Here is a 17,005-nt window from a genome sequence, read left to right on the forward strand (position 1 = left end):
TCTTTTAATAAAAATTGAGAATTATTCTTCGTTTGATGGTTTCCCGATAGTTGCTAAAATACCGCCATCAACATATAAAATGTGACCGTTTACAAAATCACTAGCTTTTGAAGATAAAAATATTGCTGCTCCAGCTAAATCACTCGGATCACCCCATTTCGCCGCCGGAGTTCTGCTGATGATAAAATCATTAAACGGATGTCCGTCAACTCTGATAGGTTTTGTTTGTTCTGTTGCAAAATAACCTGGTCCAATTCCGTTGATTTGAACATTATATTTTGCCCATTCTGTTGCCATATTTTTAGTCAGCATTTTCAAGCCTCCTTTTGCAGCAGCATAAGCCGAAACTGTATTTCTACCCAATTCACTCATCATTGAGCAAATGTTGATTATCTTTCCTTGTCTTCTTTCGATCATGCCTTTTGCAACATGCTTCGAAACAATAAACGGACTTACTAAATCAATATCGATTACTTCTCTAAAATCAGCAACTTCCATTTCTAGAAGCGGAATTCTTTTAATGATTCCGGCGTTGTTAATTAAAATAGCGATTGGACCAACTTCCTTTTCAATTTTTTGAACTGCTTCTGCAACTTCTTTTTCTTCAGTTACATTAAATTTATATCCGACAGCATTTATTCCTTCACTTTTTAATTCTGCTACAGCAACATCAATCTTTTCTTGAGACGAATTTCCGTTTACTACAATTGTTGCACCCGCTTGACCTAATCCTTTTGCCATTGCCATTCCCAGTCCGTGTGTACTTCCTGTAATAAGAGCAACTTTTCCTTGTATATCAAATAAATTTGTCATTTTCTTATCTTAAATCAGTGATTTTACAAACATCCATATCTCCGTAATCTAAGTTTTCACCAGCCATTCCCCAGATAAAAGTATAATTACTAGTTCCAGAACCCGAGTGAATTGACCAAGGCGGAGAAATTACTGCTTGGTGATTGTTCATCCAGATATGTCTTGTTTCTTGTGGTTGTCCCATAAAATGACATACCGCTTGATTTTCTGGAATATCTAAGTAGAAATACACTTCCATTCTACGGTCGTGCACGTGAGCTGGCATTGTATTCCAAACACTTCCCGGATTTAATTCCGTCATTCCCATTTGCAATTGACAAGTTGTAACTACACTTCCAATAATCATTTGATTAACGGTACGGTGATTTGCCGTTTCCATTGCTCCTAAGTTTAATTTATTTGCTTCAGCCAAACTTACTTTTACCGTCGGATAAGATGTATGAGCTGGTGCCGAATTGATATAGAATTTAGCAGGATTAGAAGCATCAACACTTTTGAAAATCACTTCTTTATTACCGCTTCCAATATATAGAGCATCTTTAAAACCTAATTCATAAGTAGTTCCTTCAACAACAACAGAACCGCTTCCGCCAACATTGATTATACCTAATTCTCTTCTTTCCAAAAAATAAGGTGCTTTTAGCGGATCAATTGTTTCCAAAACTAAATCACCTTTAACCGGCACTGCAGATCCTGCAATGTATCTGTCATAATGAGAATAAACCAAAACGATTTCATCTTCCTGCATTAAATCATCAATTAAGAATTCTTCTCTTAATTGTTGTGTATCATATTTTTTTACTGCTTCGGGGCTTGATGCGTATCTTGAACTATATTTTGTCATAATTTCTAAATTAATGTAATCGATTGCACAAATTTATTTTTTTATATTGAAATACCATAATTGAAACCAAAAATTATTTCACTGACAACCACTTTTTCTTTACAATTCTACTTTTTTCATTTTTGGAACTAGAATGTGCATAATCAGCCAAGCCAATAAATACGAAGCTCCACAGATGCAAAACATGATAAAATAGCCTGTTTCAATTTTGCCTAACTTCGTATAATATACAAACATGTTTTTCTGAACCACCAAAGTCAACAAGATTCCGCCAAGCGCTCCAAACATCCCACCTAATCCTGTAACCGAAGCAGTGGCTTTTTTAGGAAACATATCAGAAACAGTTGTAAAGATATTTGCACTCCAAGCTTGGTGTGCTGAAACTGCCAAACCTATAACTAAAATTGCCCACCACATATTTATACTTCCTAGATATTGTGAAAACAAAACCGGCAAAACTGCAAACGCATAGAGCAACATACTTGTTTTACGAGCTTTATAAGCCGGCCAATTGTTATTTATTAATTTTAATGGAAGCCAGCCTCCTCCAATACTGCCCACACTTCCAATCATATATACCAACGCACAAGGCCAGATAATTTCTGTTGCCGTCAATTTATATTGTTTCATCAAGAAATCTGGCAACCAGAATAAATAAAACCACCAAACCGGGTCGGTCAATAATTTTCCTATTGCAAAAGCCCAAGTTTGACGAAACGACAGTAACTTAAACCAAGAAACTTTTTCTTTTGAATCTTCTTCAGCAACAACCACTTGATCTGAAGTAATATATTCTAATTCTGCTTGAGACAAACGTTTTTGTTTCTGCGGTACTTCATACAATAAAAACCACAAGAAAAGCCAAATAAACCCAACAATACCTGTTAAGATAAATGCCCACTGCCAACCATAATTTTCAGCAATGTAAGGAACGGTCAACGGCACTATAATTGCGCCGATGTTGCTCCCGGAGTTAAATATCCCAGTAGCTAAAGCCCTTTCCTTTTGAGGAAACCATTCAGCTGTTGCTTTTATTGCCGCTGGGAAATTCCCTGCCTCAGTTATTCCTAAAAAGATGCGGGCAATTACGAATCCCCCGGTACCTGTTGCAAGCGCATGACCAATTGCAGCCAAACTCCATAACCCAGTAGAAATGGCATAACCTAATTTAGTTCCTAATTTGTCAATAATTCCACCCGCAACCAACATTCCAAGCGCATAAGCGATTTTAAATGCAATCTCAATATTCGAATAGTCAATAACTTCTTGTTCCGGTGTCCAATGAAAAGCTTCTGCAAGAAAAGGTCGAAGGTAACTTATTACATTTCTGTCTAAATAATTAACAGTCGTTGCAAAAAAAACTAAACTACAAATAGTCCAGCGATACTTTCCTATTGCTGCATTGGCTTGGTTCATCATTGAATTTGGTTTAAGGTTGGTTGGTTAGTTAGCTTAAAATCCTTTTACAAATCAGTAATCGGACTATATTTTGGAACCAAAGTTTTCATCACAACCCAGCCTGTCAAATAACAAACTGCGCAGATAGAAAAGATGATCATATATCCTGAGTTAATCCCGTTTACTACATTTTCACCAGCAGTTGTAAGTGATTTTAAAAATTCTTCCAAATTCCCCACTCCTTTTTCAGCCAGAAAAGCCTTTTCTGTTACTGCATTTTGAAATTGCGGGTATTTATCTAGCAAAGGCTGACCATTTATTGTGCTCCAATTTCTTTGCGTGAAATCAAATAACATACCTGAGCCTTTATTTATAAGTGTCGAACCAATTCCTCCTGCTAAGCCTCCAATACCTGTAATCGTTGCAATTGCTTTCTTTGGAAACATATCTCCAACCGTAGTAAAAATATTTGCCGACCAAGACTGATGCGCTGCACCTGCGATTCCTATAATGATAACCGGAACCCAGTAACTAATATATCCTAAAGGCTGAGCCGCTAAAGCTAATAATGGGAAAAATGCAAAAATAAGCATCGCTCTCATGCGTCCTTCGTACGGATTCATTCCTTTTTTCTCCACAAAATAAGTAGGCAGCCATCCTCCAATAATCGACAATAAAGTAATCATATAAAGAACAAATAATGGTAATGCTGCTTGTGTAGAATCCATTCCATAAACCGAACTCAAATAAGCTGGAGTCCAGAACAAAAAGAACCACCAAACACCATCAGTCATGAATTTACCAAATGCAAAAGCCCAAGTTTGCTTGTATTTAAAACAATCTGCTAATGAAACTTTTGAACTAGCTTCTGCAACATACCCTAAATTACTGTCTGCAACATCATCTTGCTGAATATAAGCCAACTCTTCTGGAGTTACTTTAGCATGTCTTTCTGGCTTATCATACATAAACATCCAGAATCCCATCCAAATAAATCCTAAAGCCCCAATAATGATAAAAGACATTTCCCAACCAAAAGATTTAGCGATAAACGGAATTGTAACTGGCGCTGCTAATGCCCCAACTGTAGCTCCTGCATTGAAAATACTAGTTGCAAAAGCCCTGTCTTTTTTAGGGAAATATTCTGCTGTAGTTTTAATAGCTGCAGGAAAGTTTCCTGCTTCTCCAACAGCTAAAACAAAACGTGCAAAAATGAACAAAGCCACACTTACATTAATTACTAAAGCAGTATCTTGAACAGTACTGATTATTTCCTTTGATCCGTGGAAGCCTACCAACCAGTCTCCAGTAATTATTCCCGAAGTAGCAATACCACAGAAAGCATGAAGACAAGCTCCTATAGACCAAATTCCAATTGCCCAAAGAAATCCTTTTTTTGTATCTAACCAATCTACAAATCGACCAGCAAACAATAATGAAACCGCATAAAATATCGAAAACAAAGCCGTTATGTCTCCATAATCACTGTTTGTCCAATGAAATTCTGGAGCAATAAAATCTTTCCATGTTAAAGAAAGTACTTGTCTGTCTAAATAATTAATTGTTGTTGCAAAAAAAAGCAAAGCACAAATGCTCCAACGATATTTTCCTGCTGATTTCATGCTTTGGCTGGTAGTAACTGAATTTTCTTGGGTCATGGTTAGTATATTGTAAAAGTTATGTTTTTAGATCCTTTTCTTTTTATCATTCAAATCGAATTAGAAAGCACTAAAAAACAATGATTTAACACAAATAAAACGAAATAATGTAATCGATTGCACAAATATAGTTTTTAATCTTTATATTCCAAATAAATTATATAAAAAATTATTTTTGCACTCAAAATAAACATATCAAACAAAAAAAATAGTACAATATTACACATTAAACAATATATTTGTTAAATAGCAAAGTGTCAAAATCATCCGTTATTAGTATTAAAATTGTACGGAAATCCAAGACTGAAAAGCTAATTTATCTTCTACTATTTTTCGCGTTTTTCACATTGATTATTATAATTTCAACAATCCTATTTAAATAAATGAAAACTGTTATTCCTTCAAAATTACTTAATTACTTTGCATTATTTACACTGACTATCAATCAATTGCAAGCACAAGACAAAATCATTCCATTATGGAATAAAATTCCGGATGAAATAACTGCTCCAGATTATAACGAAAAAGAAACCGTAAAAGAGGGAATAATCATCAATAGCAGTTTTGTATCTGTCCCAACATTAAGCATTTTTATTCCAAAAGAAATTAAGCCAAATCAAACTGCCATTATTATTTTTCCGGGTGGAGGCTATTCACATCTTTCCATGGACAAGGAAGGGACTAAAGTGGCAAATTGGCTAAATAGTTTAGGAATTACTGCTTTTGTTTTAAAATATCGCTTGCCGAATGATTTGATTATGAAAAACAAGAATATTGGTCCTTTGCAAGATGCTCAGGAAGCCATGAGGTATGTAAGAGCAAATGCATCAAAGTGGAATATCGACATCAATAAAATTGGCACTATAGGCTTTTCAGCGGGCGGGCATTTGGCTTCGACCCTAGCAACGCATTACGAGGACAAGACATACCAATCAGCATCAAACACTAGCGCGCGCCCAGATTTTTCGCTTTTAATTTATCCTGTGATATCTATGGAAAACAACATCACACACAAAGGTTCTCAAACTAATTTATTAGGAAACAATCCCTCGAAAGACTTAATTGATTCTTTTTCGAATGACAAAAAAGTCACCTCGCAAACTCCTCCGACATTCTTGATACATGCAACCGATGATACAGCCGTATTGCCTGAAAACAGCATCAACTATTACTTGGCTCTTAAAAAAAATGGAGTTACATGTGAATTACATCTTTATGAAAATGGCGGGCACGGTTTTGGTCTTGGTGTTAAAGATACCAGCAAAAATTGGACGAAAGACTGCGAAGAATGGCTTAAAAACCACGGTTATTATTAAGTTTAAAACATAAAAAAAGGGTTTTTAAATTGGCTAACGTGTAACCTAATTTAAAAACCCGATAAAAATTTTGACTTCTTGTATTTAATCTTGCAAATTTATACAAGTACCCACGATCAATGAATATGTCCAAATTTCTACAAAACTTGTTTCTCCAAAAACTAGTATTAATTCCATAGAAACTTTTTGATGATGTTAAAAAGGCAAAACATCTTAGATTTCTATTTCATTGATGCAAATTTACCTACCAGTTTTACGAATACATTACGGTTTTCCGCATTCTAACAAAAGTTTTATATTTTTTTATAAAATACGAAGCATAAAACACTGAAAACAAACCATTAAACAAATTAACGCTTCAAAGAAAAAAAATAAAAAAACTAAAACTTAACTTTAGCTTTACATTATTTCTTATTCTAGATTAAGTTGGAATTGGTCTTTATCTAATAAATTTGCTTTCAAAATTAGAATATTATGAAAATGCTTGAATTTTTATTACTTGGAAAAAACGAAGCAATTTTAGCCATTTTGCTTCGCTTGGTTAATGCCGATGAAAATTGGAATGCAGTTGCTTTCAATAATGAAAAAGAAGCTCAAGAATATTTTAGCAATCATAAAATAGATATTGTTCTGTTGAGCTCTGCAATTGAAGATCATATCGAAAAAGAGTTTGCTTCTTTTTGCTTGAAACAACAACCGGATGTAGAAGTTATTGAACATTTTGGAGGTGGAAGCGGTTTGTTGAAATCGGAAATTATGCATCGATTGTATTTAAAGGGAAAGCTTTAAATTTGTATTATCTAAATGCTTAAAAATGCAAAAAAGATATTCCGTTGTATTTCATCCTTCATCAGAAGTTATTGCCACTATCAAAGCAATGAAGGATTTTTTAAAAAGCAAAATCAACTGGTACAACAGTTGCAATTCTGTGGCGCATATAACGATTTGTGAAATCGAAATTAACGAATCACAACTTGAAAATTTCAAGAAGAAGCTTGCAAAAATCTGCGACGCTTTTGCTCCTTTTATGGTTCATTTAAATGATTTTGGTGCTTATGAAAATAGCGGTGCTTTTTTTATAAAACCAAATAAAGAATCTAAAGATAGTTTAAAACCAATCATGAAAAAGATTCAAGAAACTTTAAAACCCTTAAAGATAAAAAGTGATGATCCGCACATTTCTATTGGTCGAAGATTAACTCCAGAAAATCTTGAAATTGCCTCACAGCTTTTCACTACCATTGATGTGGAATTTTTATGCGACGCTATTATTTTGCGTGAATTTGATCCGAAAGTAAAACAGTTTTTCGTGATTGAGACGATACCGTTTGGCAGTAATCCAGAACCGGAGTTTGTACAAGCAAGTTTGTTTTAATTTTTTTATACAAAGGCAATAAGGCTCAAAGTTTATTTTTTTACAAATATTCCAAGGTTTCAACCTTGGGACGCAATTTATTCACCAAACATCTTCCAAGGTTGAAACCTTGGGCTATGGTTGCATTGATTATGCAAAAAACTTTGCGACTCTGCTCCCGATAGTTATCGGGATTTCGAGATCATCCACAACAACATTAAAAAACTTTGCCCTTTAGTGCCTTAGCGGCCATAACCCACAACATCATTTTTTCCGTATATTTGAATTTTACAATTCAGATATGAAATCCCTAGATTCATTTTATAAAGAAATCACCGAAGGTTCCACTATTGAACCCAATTCCTTGCTTCCAAATGACATTCAAAAAGAAATTGGTCATTTTAATGTTTTTAGTATCAAAGAACTTCTGGAACGACTGCAAGGAAAATCGGCTATGCCTTATGACAGAAGGGCTTACTATAAAATAAGTTTGATAAAAGGCCACAACAAAGCCGAATATGCCGATAAGGTAATCGAAATTGAAAAACAGGGATTGTTATTTGCAACACCAAAAATCCCATACAACTACATTCCACAAGACACCAATCAAGGTGGGCAATTTTGTGTTTTTACAAGCGAATTTTTATCGAAAAACAAAAGTGGAATTGACTTAGATAATCTTCCAATTTTTGCTTCAGATGGTTATCCAATTTTTCAATTATCAAATGAAGAAGTTTCTGAAGTTGAATTGATTTTCAACAAAATACAAAAAGAAATCAACTCTGACTATATCTACAAATATGATTTAATCCGAAATTATGTTGCCGAATTAATTCACTTTGGGCAAAAATTGCAACCTATTACAGCATTGTATTCCAAACATAATTCGGCGGCGAGAGTTTCGTCATTATTTGCTGAATTATTAGAAAGGCAATTCCCAATAGAATCTCCAAATCAGAAATTAGAATTAAGAACGGCAAAGGATTTTGCGGAAAGATTATCCGTTCATGTTAATCATTTAAATAAAGTTTTAAAAGAAAGCACCGGAAAAACGACCACCGAATTAATCAGTTCAAGACTAACAAACGAAGCAAAAATCCTTTTAAAACAAACCGATTGGAACATTTCTGAAATTGCTTATTCTCTTGGTTTTGAAGAATTGGCACATTTTTCTAATTTCTTTAAAAAACAAACGTCGTTTACACCGTTGGCTTTTAGGAGTTAGTGGTTTCAGGTTTCTTAGAACTTTGTCAAAGTTTAAAACTTTGACAAAGTTGAACGTATAGTTTTGGAATTTAATTATTGTGACTTCACAAGTGATTTGAATTTTGCAAACATCAGTTTGATATTTACAATTCCCTACAACTACTTCGCTCCTACCTTTGTCTTATCAATTTAAAAAATCGAAAAGATGAATTTATCATTTTACATTCTACAATTCCCAATTCACAATTAACAATTAAAAAAGATGGCAGTAAATACGAAAATAGCTCTCGTTACAGGCGGAAGCAGAGGTTTAGGAAAAAACATGGCAATGGCAATTGCTAAAAAAGGACTTGATGTAATTATTACTTACAACAGCAAAAAAGACGAAGCAGATTCATTAGTAAAAGAAATTGAAAATTTGGGTCAAAGAGCCGCTTCAATTCAATTGAATGTTGGGAATTCTGGAACTTTTGATTCTTTTTTTGAAGAAGTAAAAACAGTTTTAAAAAACACTTTTAAAACGGATAAATTTGATTTTATCGTAAACAATGCCGGAATTGGAATTCACAATTCTTTTGAAGGAACTACAGAAGAAGAATTTGATTTACTAACCAATATTCAGTTTAAAGGTCCATTTTTCTTGACTCAAAAAGCATTAAAAGTCATGAACGACGGAGGCGGAGTTATAAACATTTCAACAGGTTTAGCGCGATTTTCAACTCCAGGTTATGTTGCTTATGCTTCGATGAAAGGCGCAATCGAAACTTTGACAAAATACCAAGCAAAAGAATTAGGAGCGCGAAACATTAAAGCCAATGTTGTTGCTCCAGGAGCAATTGAAACCGATTTTGGTGGCGGCGTTGTTCGTGATAATCAACAACTAAACAAAATGCTAGCATCAATCACAGCTTTGGGAAGAGTTGGTTTACCAGACGATATTGGCGGTGTTGTTGCCTTTTTATGTACCGAAGACGCGCGTTGGGTAAATGCTCAAAGAATTGAAGTTTCAGGAGGAATGAATTTGTAATCTTGAAAAATACCCCAATAAAAAAACAAAACCCGATAGTCCTAAAACTATCGGGTTTGCCTTTTAAATATATTGAATTAGTAAGCAAGTATATTTCAATTTTTCTCGATAGAGACATCAAAATCTCCATCTTTATCAAAAACAACATCATAAAATTTGGAGTTTTTTTTAACCCCAACTTCATAAGTCGTTTTATTTTTATCATCCACTACAACCGCAATTTCTGTAATAGATTTTGGCGGATAATTCTTTTTCAAATAAGCTTGTGCGCTTAAAGGCAATTTGCTTAGCGGAATTTGCTGCTCAAATGCTTTCAAAACTCCCAAATTGTTATAAACGGCAACCGCTTTTGTATTTTTGTCTTTATTGAATTTTGCCTCATAACGAACTTCGTCATCGTCGTCTCCCACATATTCTTCAGACCAAACTGCCGTTTTACCGGGATATTCTTTTTCAAAAGTAAATTTTACCTTATCTGGAGGTATTATTACTTTTCTCATATTTGTACCTTCTTGTGCAAAAAGAAAACCATTGCATAAAAAAACAACAATCAGTAAAAGATTTCTCATAATTCCTCATTTACAAATTAATATCTTTAAAATATCGTATTAAAATTACTACTTTTAAATGAAGATTAAACGAAGTGCCTCTAAAATATTATCAACAATTTCTTATCTTTTTAATCGGTCAGACAATTCTCTTTTGTATGTAATTCCTATTGGTAATTTTTCATGTTTTATGACTACAAAATCTTTTTCAGTTTCTTCAATTTTATCGAGCGCCACGATATACGATTTATGAATTCGCATAAAACTTTTTTCTGGAAGACACTTTTCTAATTCGGTTGTCGTTATTGACGCCAAATAAGTTCGTTTTATCGTGTGAAGCTTTACGTAATTCCCAAAACTCTGCGCATACAAAAGCTGATCTAATTCTATATCGATAAAATAACCGTCAACTTTAACGCTTATTGAATTTACAACTGTTTCTTCTTCTTTGATTTTCAATGATTCCGTTGAAAAAAAACGGTCAACAGCTTTTAAGAATCTTGGAAAATAAATGGGTTTGAGCAAATAGTCGATTACGCCATAATCGTAACTTTCTAACGCAAATTCGGAATACGCTGTCGTTAAAATTGTTTTAGGATGATTCGGAATGATTTTCAACAATTCCATTCCAGAGATTTCGGGCATATTGATATCTAAAAACATCAAATCAACATGATTTTCACGCAGATAATCCATTGCTTCAATTCCGTTATAGCCTTGAAAAACAAGTTCTAATTGCGGATTCTGTTTGATATAATTCGCTAAAACATAATGGGCGGCCGGCTCATCATCAACAATAATGCATTTTTTAGGCTCTTTCATTATACAAACTTTTTTAGTTGCAATTTCAAATCAACTATATAGGTATTTTTTTCATCCTGAATATCTAATTTATAGTTTTTTCCATAAATCAAATTCAGTCTTTCAATAGTGTTTTTCAATCCAATTTTAGTCGAAACAACATCTGTTTTTTTCGTCGGAATTGAATTGATTACATGCAAATGAAGATCACCATCTTCAACCGTAATAAAAATTCGGACATAACATTTTTCGATTGCGCAAGTTCCATGCTTAAAGGCATTTTCAATAAAAGCAATCAAAAGCATTGGCGAAATTTTATACGCATTTTCGTTGTCAATTTTAGAGTCAAAAGTAATATCGCAACGGTACCCTACTCTTTCTTTTTCAAGCTGCACATAACTGTTAATAAACTCCAATTCGTCTTCTAAAGACACACATTGTTTGTTATTGCTTTCGAGCTGATAACGCATTAATTGCGAAACTTTCATAATCAAATCTGGCGTTCTTTCTGGAAATTCCAAACTGATTCCGTAAAGCGTATTAAAAGTATTGAATAAAAAATGCGGATTCAATTGCCCTTTCAACGAATTCAATTGCATTTGGTTAAACAAAAGCGCTTCGTCTGTTTGTTTTCTGTGAATTCTGTAGAATTTAAAAACAATAATCGGGCTTAAAATACAAACCAAAGTTCCTAAAACGCTAGCCAATTGGTACACATAACTTCGTTGATGCGAGTTTTGATACAAACGACAATTACTGAACATGTCCAGCATTGTGATTTCATATAAAATGACCGAGAACACAAAGACTCCAAAAAGAGTCAAGAAAACATACGTTAAAGGGCGTTGGGTTTTGAATAAAATTGGCAAAAGAAAAAAACGATTAAACTGGGCGTGCAAATACAAAATGAAATAGAAAAAAATGCCCATAAAAATGGAAGTCACAGAACTGAACAGCATCCAATCGTTCTTTAAAGTATAGATTGTAAATGAAAAAAGAACAACAGCAATTTCCTGCCACCATTTGTTGTCCAGTATATTATCAAACTTTTTATTCATTTTTAAAACATAATAGTGTGCAAAGTTCGCACAAATATTTAATTCTTTTTTCCAAAAAATGACAAATTCAATTGGTCATTTATCAGTGCAGTACATCACTTAACCTGACTTTTATCGATATAAGAGAAATAAATTTGCGGCATAATTTCACATTTTGAGTTTTATGTATTTCAAAAAAATTACCTTATTATTTTTCTTGATTATTACCTCAATTGGTTATTCACAAACCTTGTCTTTAAAAGAAGCACTAAAAACAGGTCTTGAAAACTACGGTTCAATCAAAGCAAAAAACAATTACGCCAGCGCCTCAAAAGAGACTTTAAAACAATCTCGCCGTGATTATCTTCCAAATTTAAATTTATCTGCACAGCAGGATTACGGGACGGTCAACGGTCAGAATGGGCCACTTTACGGTTTTGGAGGTTTAGGAGTTGCTTCGTCTGGTTTGCCTCTTCCTGAACAAAACTGGAATTCGGCATTTGGAGCGCTTTATTTAGTCAACATGAACTGGGATTTTTTCACTTTCGGAAAAACTCAGGAAAAAATCAATTTGGCTAAAGTTGATGTTCAAGCAAAAGAAAATGATTTGAAACAGGAAATGTTTCAGCAAGAAATTAAAATTTCAGCCGCTTATTTGAATTTATTGGCAAGCCAAAGGTTACTGATTTCGCAGCAAAAGAATTTAACCCGCGCAGAAGTTTTCAAAAAGACAGCTGTTGCCCGAGTTAAAAACGGATTATTAGCTGGAGTAGATTCCACCTTGGCAACTGCAGAAGTTTCAAAAGCAAAAATCGCCTTGAATCTTGCGCGAAATTTTGTCAAAGAACAAAACAACAAATTAGTTGATTTAATGGGAGTTGCGCCTCAGGATTTTATTGCTGATACTTTATTTGTAAATCAAATTCCGAAAGAGGTTTTAAGATCAACAGCTTCAACTGACAGTTTGCATCCTCTATTGCAGTTTTACAAAACCAAAATTGATTACAGCAATCAACAAGTTAAATTATACAAACGCTTTTATTACCCAACAATGAGTGCTTTTGGTATTTTGCAAACCAGAGCTTCAGGTTTTGAAGCTGGTTATGCAGCAGATCAATCGGCTTTTAGCAGAAATTATTGGGATGGTGTAAATCCGGATCGCTCTAATTATTTAGTTGGAGTTGGAATCACTTGGAATTTGACAACACCTTTTAGAGCAAACAAACAAGTTACTTCGCAAAAATTTGTTTCGCAGGCTTTGCAAGAAGAATACAACCAAGCCAGCAGAGAATTGCAATCGCAACTAACATTTGCCGAAGATAAAATCAGAATCACTTTAGAGAATTATGCCGAAGCGCCAATTCAAGTCAATGCCGCACAACGCGCTTATATTCAAAAATCGACTTTATACAAAAACGGTTTGACCGATTTAACCGATTTGACTCAAACCATGTTTACGCTAAATCGCGCTGAAATTGACCGCGATATCGTCAACAATAATGTATGGCAATCGTTTTTGCTGAAAGTTGCTGCAACGGGCAATTTCGACTTATTTATAAATGAATTTTAATTAAAAGCCAAATGAATTTAATACGTTTTGCACTCCGCAAGCCCATTTCCATCTTAGTATTGGTTGCGGGTCTATTTTTCTTCGGAATTGGTGCCATCAAAGACATTAAGGTAGATATTTTGCCAAAAATGAATTTGCCGGTAATTTATATTGCGCATCCGTTTGGAGGCTACACACCAGACCAAATGGAAGCTTATTTTGCAAAAAACTACGTCAACGTTTTGCCTTTCTCAAATGGTATAAAATCAGTTGAGACTAAAAATATTCAGGGGTTAATGATTATGAAATTAACCTATTATGAAGGAACAAATATGGCTCAGGCCGCTGCCGAATTGAGTGCACTTTCAAACCGAATCCAAGCGGTTTTTCCTCCGGGAACTCAGCCACCGTTTATTATTCGTTTTGATGCTTCTTCTCTTCCAATTGGGCAATTGGTTTTGAGCAGTAAAATCAGATCAAACAATGAATTGCAGGATTTAGCCAACGTTTATGTTCGTGCTTCATTTACTTCAATTCCTGGTTTATTGTCTCCAGCTCCTTTTGGCGGAAGTCCAAGAACAATTGAGGTAAATATTGATCCAGATTTAATGCGTTCGCACAATATGACGCCAGATCAAGTTGTAGAAGCAATTCGTTTGAACAATCAAACTGCGCCTTCTGGAAACGTGCGTATAGGCGACAAAAATTATATTACGCCAACAAATAATACTATTAAAGAAGTTAAAGATTTTGCAGAAATTCCTTTATTCAAAGGAGGCGTTCAAAACTTAAAATTAGGAGATATTGCAAATGTAAAAGATGGTGCCGATATCACGCAGGGTTATGCATTAGTAAATGGGAAACGATCGGTTTATATCAGTATTGCAAAAGCGGGAGACGCTTCGACTTGGGATGTAGTTCAGAAATTGAAAGCTGAACTTCCAAAAATTCAAAGTACACTTCCTGAAGACGTAAACATTACATACGAATTTGACCAGTCGGTTTATGTAATCAACTCGGTGAAAAGTTTGATTACTGAAGGAATTATCGGAGCGGTTTTAACGGGATTAATGGTATTGTTATTCTTGGGTGACCGACGTGCGGCTTTGATCGTAATTATGACGATTCCAATTTCGATTATTTCTGGTGTTTTGTTCCTAAAATTATTTGGACAAACCATCAATTTAATGTCTTTATCAGGATTGGCTTTAGCAATCGGAATTTTAGTGGATGAAAGTACCGTAACGATTGAAAATATTCACCAGCATCTCGATATGGGAAAACCAAAAGCGCTCGCTATTTGGGATGCCTGTCAGGAAATTGCTTTGCCTAAATTATTGATCTTGCTTTGTATTCTAGCCGTATTTGCTCCAGCATTTACAATGGTCGGAATTCCGGGAGCGTTGTTTTTGCCACTGGCTTTAGCAATTGGTTTCTCTATGATTATTTCATTCATTTTATCACAAACTTTTGTGCCTGTTATGGCAAACTGGATGATGAAAGGACATGCAAAACATGAACATACACCCGAAATTACAGACGACGAAGCAGAATTTAATGCTTGTGGATTAACACCTGAATCTGAACAAAATCTAATTGGTCAGAAAAAAGAAATGGTGGAAAGAGAGGACTTTAATAATGATAAAAAAATAAGTGCTTTTGAAAGGTTTAGAAATCGTTTCATGCGAACTTTAGACCGCTTGTTTGTCCATAAAAAAATAACAACCGTTGTTTACTTGGTTGGAGCAACCGTTCTGGCAATTGTCTTTATTAATTTTATTGGAAAAGATGTTTTCCCGAGAACAAATTCAAGTCAGTTTCAGCTAAGAATGCGCGCTGTTGATGGAACGCGTTTAGAAAGAACGGAAGAACAAGCCAGAATCGTTTTAAAACAAATCGAGGAAAAAGTGGGCAAAGAACACATCGGAATCAGTTCTGTGTATGTTGGTCAACACCCGTCTCTATTCTCAATCAATCCAATTTATCTTTTCATGGCAGGATCACATGAAGCAGTTTTTCAGGTGAGTTTAAAAGATTACCACGCCAATATGGATGAGTTTAAAGATGACTTGAGAGCAAGAATTAAAAAAGTATTGCCAGACACAAAAGTTTCGTTTGAACCAATTGAATTGACAGACAAAGTTTTGAGCCAAGGTTCTCCTACTCCAATTGAAATTAGAATTGCAGGAAAAGACAAAAAGCGAAATGAATTATATGCGACTCAAATTGTAGATAAACTAAAAGCAATTTCGTATTTCAGAGATGTACAAATTGGCCAGCCAATTCATTATCCAGCTATGAACATTGATATTGACAGAACGCGTGCTGCAGAATTAGGCGTTGACATGAATGATATTTCACGTTCGCTTGTGGCTTCGACTTCATCATCAAGATATACCGAAAAAAACAACTGGGTAGATGAAAAAGCAGGATTATCATATTCTGTTCAAGTTCAGGTGCCGCTGAACCAAATGAAAAGCAAAACCGATATTGGTGAAATTCCGGTTTTAAAAAATTCTCTACGTCCTGTTTTGAGTGACGTTGCTAAAATAACACCCGGATTTGTAAGTGGTGAAAATGACAATTTAGGGGCTATGCCATACATTACAGTTACAGCAAACATCAACCAGACCGATTTGGGGACCGCGTCTAAAGATGTTGCTGCAACTTTAAATTCACTAGGAGAATTGCCACGTGGTTTGTTCATCACTCCTATTGGATTAAGTAAAGTATTGGAGGAAACATTAAGCAGTTTGCAAGTTGGATTATTGGTTGCCGTTTTTGTAATCTTCTTAATGTTGGCCGCTAATTTCCAGTCATTCAAAGTTTCGCTGGTAATTTTGACAACCGTTCCAGCGGTAGTTTTAGGCGCCTTGATTATGTTGACACTCACAGGCTCAACTTTAAATCTGCAATCGTATATGGGAATTATCATGTCGGTTGGGGTGTCGATTGCAAATGCCGTTTTATTGGTTACCAATGCCGAACAATTGTGCAAAATAAATGGCAATGCATTAGAATCAGCACGTGAAGCTGCGGCCTTGCGTTTGCGTCCAATTATCATGACTTCGGTTGCGATGATTGCGGGAATGCTTCCAATGGCAATTGGGCATGGCGAAGGAGGCGAACAAGTTTCTCCGTTAGGAAGAGCGGTTATCGGCGGATTGTTATTTTCTACTTTTGCCGTATTATTGATCCTGCCACAAATATTTGCTTGGGCACAGGAAAAAACATCAACGCAATCTGTTTCTTTAGATCCTGAAGACGAAGAAAGCATCCATTATATCTCATCAATAGGTAAGTCGAAAGTTGGAAAGTCATAAAGTCATAAAGTCGAAAGTCCAAAGTCCAAAGTCCAAAGTCGAAAGTCCAAAGTCCAAAGTCCAAAGTCGAAAGTCGAAATTCTAAAGTCTAAAGTCGAATCATCTTGAAATACTTTGCTAAACTTTTATAC

At 34.8% G+C, this 17,005-nt stretch carries 14 protein-coding genes; 7 read left to right on the forward strand and 7 right to left on the reverse strand.

Annotated features, from left to right (window positions below):
• Positions 1–21: 21 nt before the first annotated feature.
• From H600_RS0117420 to H600_RS0117435, 4 genes are all read right to left on the reverse strand, one after another.
• Positions 22–813: a gluconate 5-dehydrogenase gene (locus tag H600_RS0117420; protein WP_026729991.1), complete on the reverse strand. Its 792-nt coding sequence runs from the start codon at positions 811–813 to the stop codon at positions 22–24.
• 4 nt (positions 814–817) lie between these two features.
• Complete coding sequence (gene kduI, locus H600_RS0117425; RefSeq protein WP_026729992.1) at positions 818–1,657, reverse strand: 5-dehydro-4-deoxy-D-glucuronate isomerase; 840 nt, start codon at positions 1,655–1,657, stop codon at positions 818–820.
• Between the two features lie 99 nt (positions 1,658–1,756).
• Entirely contained in the window at positions 1,757–3,076 is a 1,320-nt protein-coding gene (locus tag H600_RS0117430; RefSeq protein ID WP_245176595.1) for an MFS transporter, read from the reverse strand.
• Positions 3,077–3,120: 44 nt separating this feature from the next.
• The gene (locus H600_RS0117435; RefSeq protein WP_026729994.1) at positions 3,121–4,713 is read right to left on the reverse strand and encodes an MFS transporter; all 1,593 of its coding nucleotides are present in this window, start codon (positions 4,711–4,713) and stop codon (positions 3,121–3,123) included.
• A 383-nt stretch (positions 4,714–5,096) separates the two neighbouring features.
• Here H600_RS0117435 and H600_RS0117440 point away from each other — a divergent pair, with 383 nt between their 5' ends.
• From H600_RS0117440 to H600_RS0117460, 5 genes are all read left to right on the forward strand, one after another.
• Positions 5,097–6,029, forward strand: a complete 933-nt coding sequence (locus H600_RS0117440) for an alpha/beta hydrolase (RefSeq protein WP_026729995.1) — start codon at positions 5,097–5,099, stop codon at positions 6,027–6,029.
• A gap of 474 nt (positions 6,030–6,503) precedes the next feature.
• Positions 6,504–6,818: a response regulator gene (locus tag H600_RS0117445; RefSeq protein ID WP_026729996.1), complete on the forward strand. Its 315-nt coding sequence runs from the start codon at positions 6,504–6,506 to the stop codon at positions 6,816–6,818.
• A 25-nt stretch (positions 6,819–6,843) separates the two neighbouring features.
• Positions 6,844–7,404 (forward strand): 2'-5' RNA ligase family protein, encoded by a 561-nt coding sequence (locus H600_RS22245; protein ID WP_026729997.1) that lies wholly within the window; start codon positions 6,844–6,846, stop codon positions 7,402–7,404.
• Between the two features lie 280 nt (positions 7,405–7,684).
• Positions 7,685–8,608 carry a helix-turn-helix domain-containing protein gene (locus H600_RS0117455; RefSeq protein WP_026729998.1) on the forward strand — a complete coding sequence of 308 codons (924 nt, stop codon included), beginning with the start codon at positions 7,685–7,687 and terminating at the stop codon, positions 8,606–8,608.
• Positions 8,609–8,851: 243 nt separating this feature from the next.
• The gene (locus H600_RS0117460) at positions 8,852–9,616 is read left to right on the forward strand and encodes an SDR family oxidoreductase (RefSeq protein ID WP_026729999.1); all 765 of its coding nucleotides are present in this window, start codon (positions 8,852–8,854) and stop codon (positions 9,614–9,616) included.
• A gap of 95 nt (positions 9,617–9,711) precedes the next feature.
• Here H600_RS0117460 and H600_RS0117465 read toward each other — a convergent pair whose 3' ends face one another.
• From H600_RS0117465 to H600_RS0117475, 3 genes are all read right to left on the reverse strand, one after another.
• Complete coding sequence (locus H600_RS0117465) at positions 9,712–10,185, reverse strand: hypothetical protein (protein ID WP_026730000.1); 474 nt, start codon at positions 10,183–10,185, stop codon at positions 9,712–9,714.
• A gap of 102 nt (positions 10,186–10,287) precedes the next feature.
• On the reverse strand, positions 10,288–10,986 hold the full coding sequence (locus tag H600_RS0117470; protein ID WP_026730001.1) for a LytR/AlgR family response regulator transcription factor: 699 nt from the start codon (positions 10,984–10,986) through the stop codon (positions 10,288–10,290).
• On the reverse strand, positions 10,986–12,023 hold the full coding sequence (locus H600_RS0117475; protein ID WP_026730002.1) for a sensor histidine kinase: 1,038 nt from the start codon (positions 12,021–12,023) through the stop codon (positions 10,986–10,988). Before H600_RS0117475 ends, H600_RS0117470 begins: the two co-directional genes overlap by 1 nt.
• Positions 12,024–12,186: 163 nt before the next feature.
• On the opposite strand from H600_RS0117475, the gene H600_RS0117480 reads away from it, so the two are divergent.
• Both H600_RS0117480 and H600_RS0117485 read left to right on the forward strand, forming a co-directional pair.
• The gene (locus H600_RS0117480; protein WP_026730003.1) at positions 12,187–13,572 is read left to right on the forward strand and encodes a TolC family protein; all 1,386 of its coding nucleotides are present in this window, start codon (positions 12,187–12,189) and stop codon (positions 13,570–13,572) included.
• An 11-nt stretch (positions 13,573–13,583) separates the two neighbouring features.
• Positions 13,584–16,874 (forward strand): efflux RND transporter permease subunit, encoded by a 3,291-nt coding sequence (locus tag H600_RS0117485; protein ID WP_026730004.1) that lies wholly within the window; start codon positions 13,584–13,586, stop codon positions 16,872–16,874.
• The last annotated feature ends 131 nt before the right edge of the window (positions 16,875–17,005 follow it).

Origin of the sequence: Flavobacterium denitrificans DSM 15936 (assembly GCF_000425445.1) — a bacterium.
GTDB classification, from domain to species: Bacteria; Bacteroidota; Bacteroidia; order Flavobacteriales; family Flavobacteriaceae; genus Flavobacterium; species Flavobacterium denitrificans.

What these genes read in the sequence shown, in the direction of transcription:
- H600_RS0117420 (WP_026729991.1), bottom strand. Translation starts at nt 813, where the DNA reads ATGACAAATTTATTTGATATACAAGGAAAAGTTGCTCTTATTACAGGA.
- H600_RS0117435 (WP_026729994.1), bottom strand. Translation starts at nt 4,713, where the DNA reads ATGACCCAAGAAAATTCAGTTACTACCAGCCAAAGCATGAAATCAGCA.
- H600_RS0117440 (WP_026729995.1), top strand. Translation starts at nt 5,097, where the DNA reads ATGAAAACTGTTATTCCTTCAAAATTACTTAATTACTTTGCATTATTT.
- H600_RS0117445 (WP_026729996.1), top strand. Translation starts at nt 6,504, where the DNA reads ATGAAAATGCTTGAATTTTTATTACTTGGAAAAAACGAAGCAATTTTA.
- H600_RS22245 (WP_026729997.1), top strand. Translation starts at nt 6,844, where the DNA reads ATGCAAAAAAGATATTCCGTTGTATTTCATCCTTCATCAGAAGTTATT.
- H600_RS0117430 (WP_245176595.1), bottom strand. Translation starts at nt 3,076, where the DNA reads ATGATGAACCAAGCCAATGCAGCAATAGGAAAGTATCGCTGGACTATT.
- H600_RS0117480 (WP_026730003.1), top strand. Translation starts at nt 12,187, where the DNA reads ATGTATTTCAAAAAAATTACCTTATTATTTTTCTTGATTATTACCTCA.
- kduI (WP_026729992.1), bottom strand. Translation starts at nt 1,657, where the DNA reads ATGACAAAATATAGTTCAAGATACGCATCAAGCCCCGAAGCAGTAAAA.
- H600_RS0117485 (WP_026730004.1), top strand. Translation starts at nt 13,584, where the DNA reads ATGAATTTAATACGTTTTGCACTCCGCAAGCCCATTTCCATCTTAGTA.
- H600_RS0117470 (WP_026730001.1), bottom strand. Translation starts at nt 10,986, where the DNA reads ATGAAAGAGCCTAAAAAATGCATTATTGTTGATGATGAGCCGGCCGCC.
- H600_RS0117455 (WP_026729998.1), top strand. Translation starts at nt 7,685, where the DNA reads ATGAAATCCCTAGATTCATTTTATAAAGAAATCACCGAAGGTTCCACT.
- H600_RS0117475 (WP_026730002.1), bottom strand. Translation starts at nt 12,023, where the DNA reads ATGAATAAAAAGTTTGATAATATACTGGACAACAAATGGTGGCAGGAA.
- H600_RS0117460 (WP_026729999.1), top strand. Translation starts at nt 8,852, where the DNA reads ATGGCAGTAAATACGAAAATAGCTCTCGTTACAGGCGGAAGCAGAGGT.
- H600_RS0117465 (WP_026730000.1), bottom strand. Translation starts at nt 10,185, where the DNA reads ATGAGAAATCTTTTACTGATTGTTGTTTTTTTATGCAATGGTTTTCTT.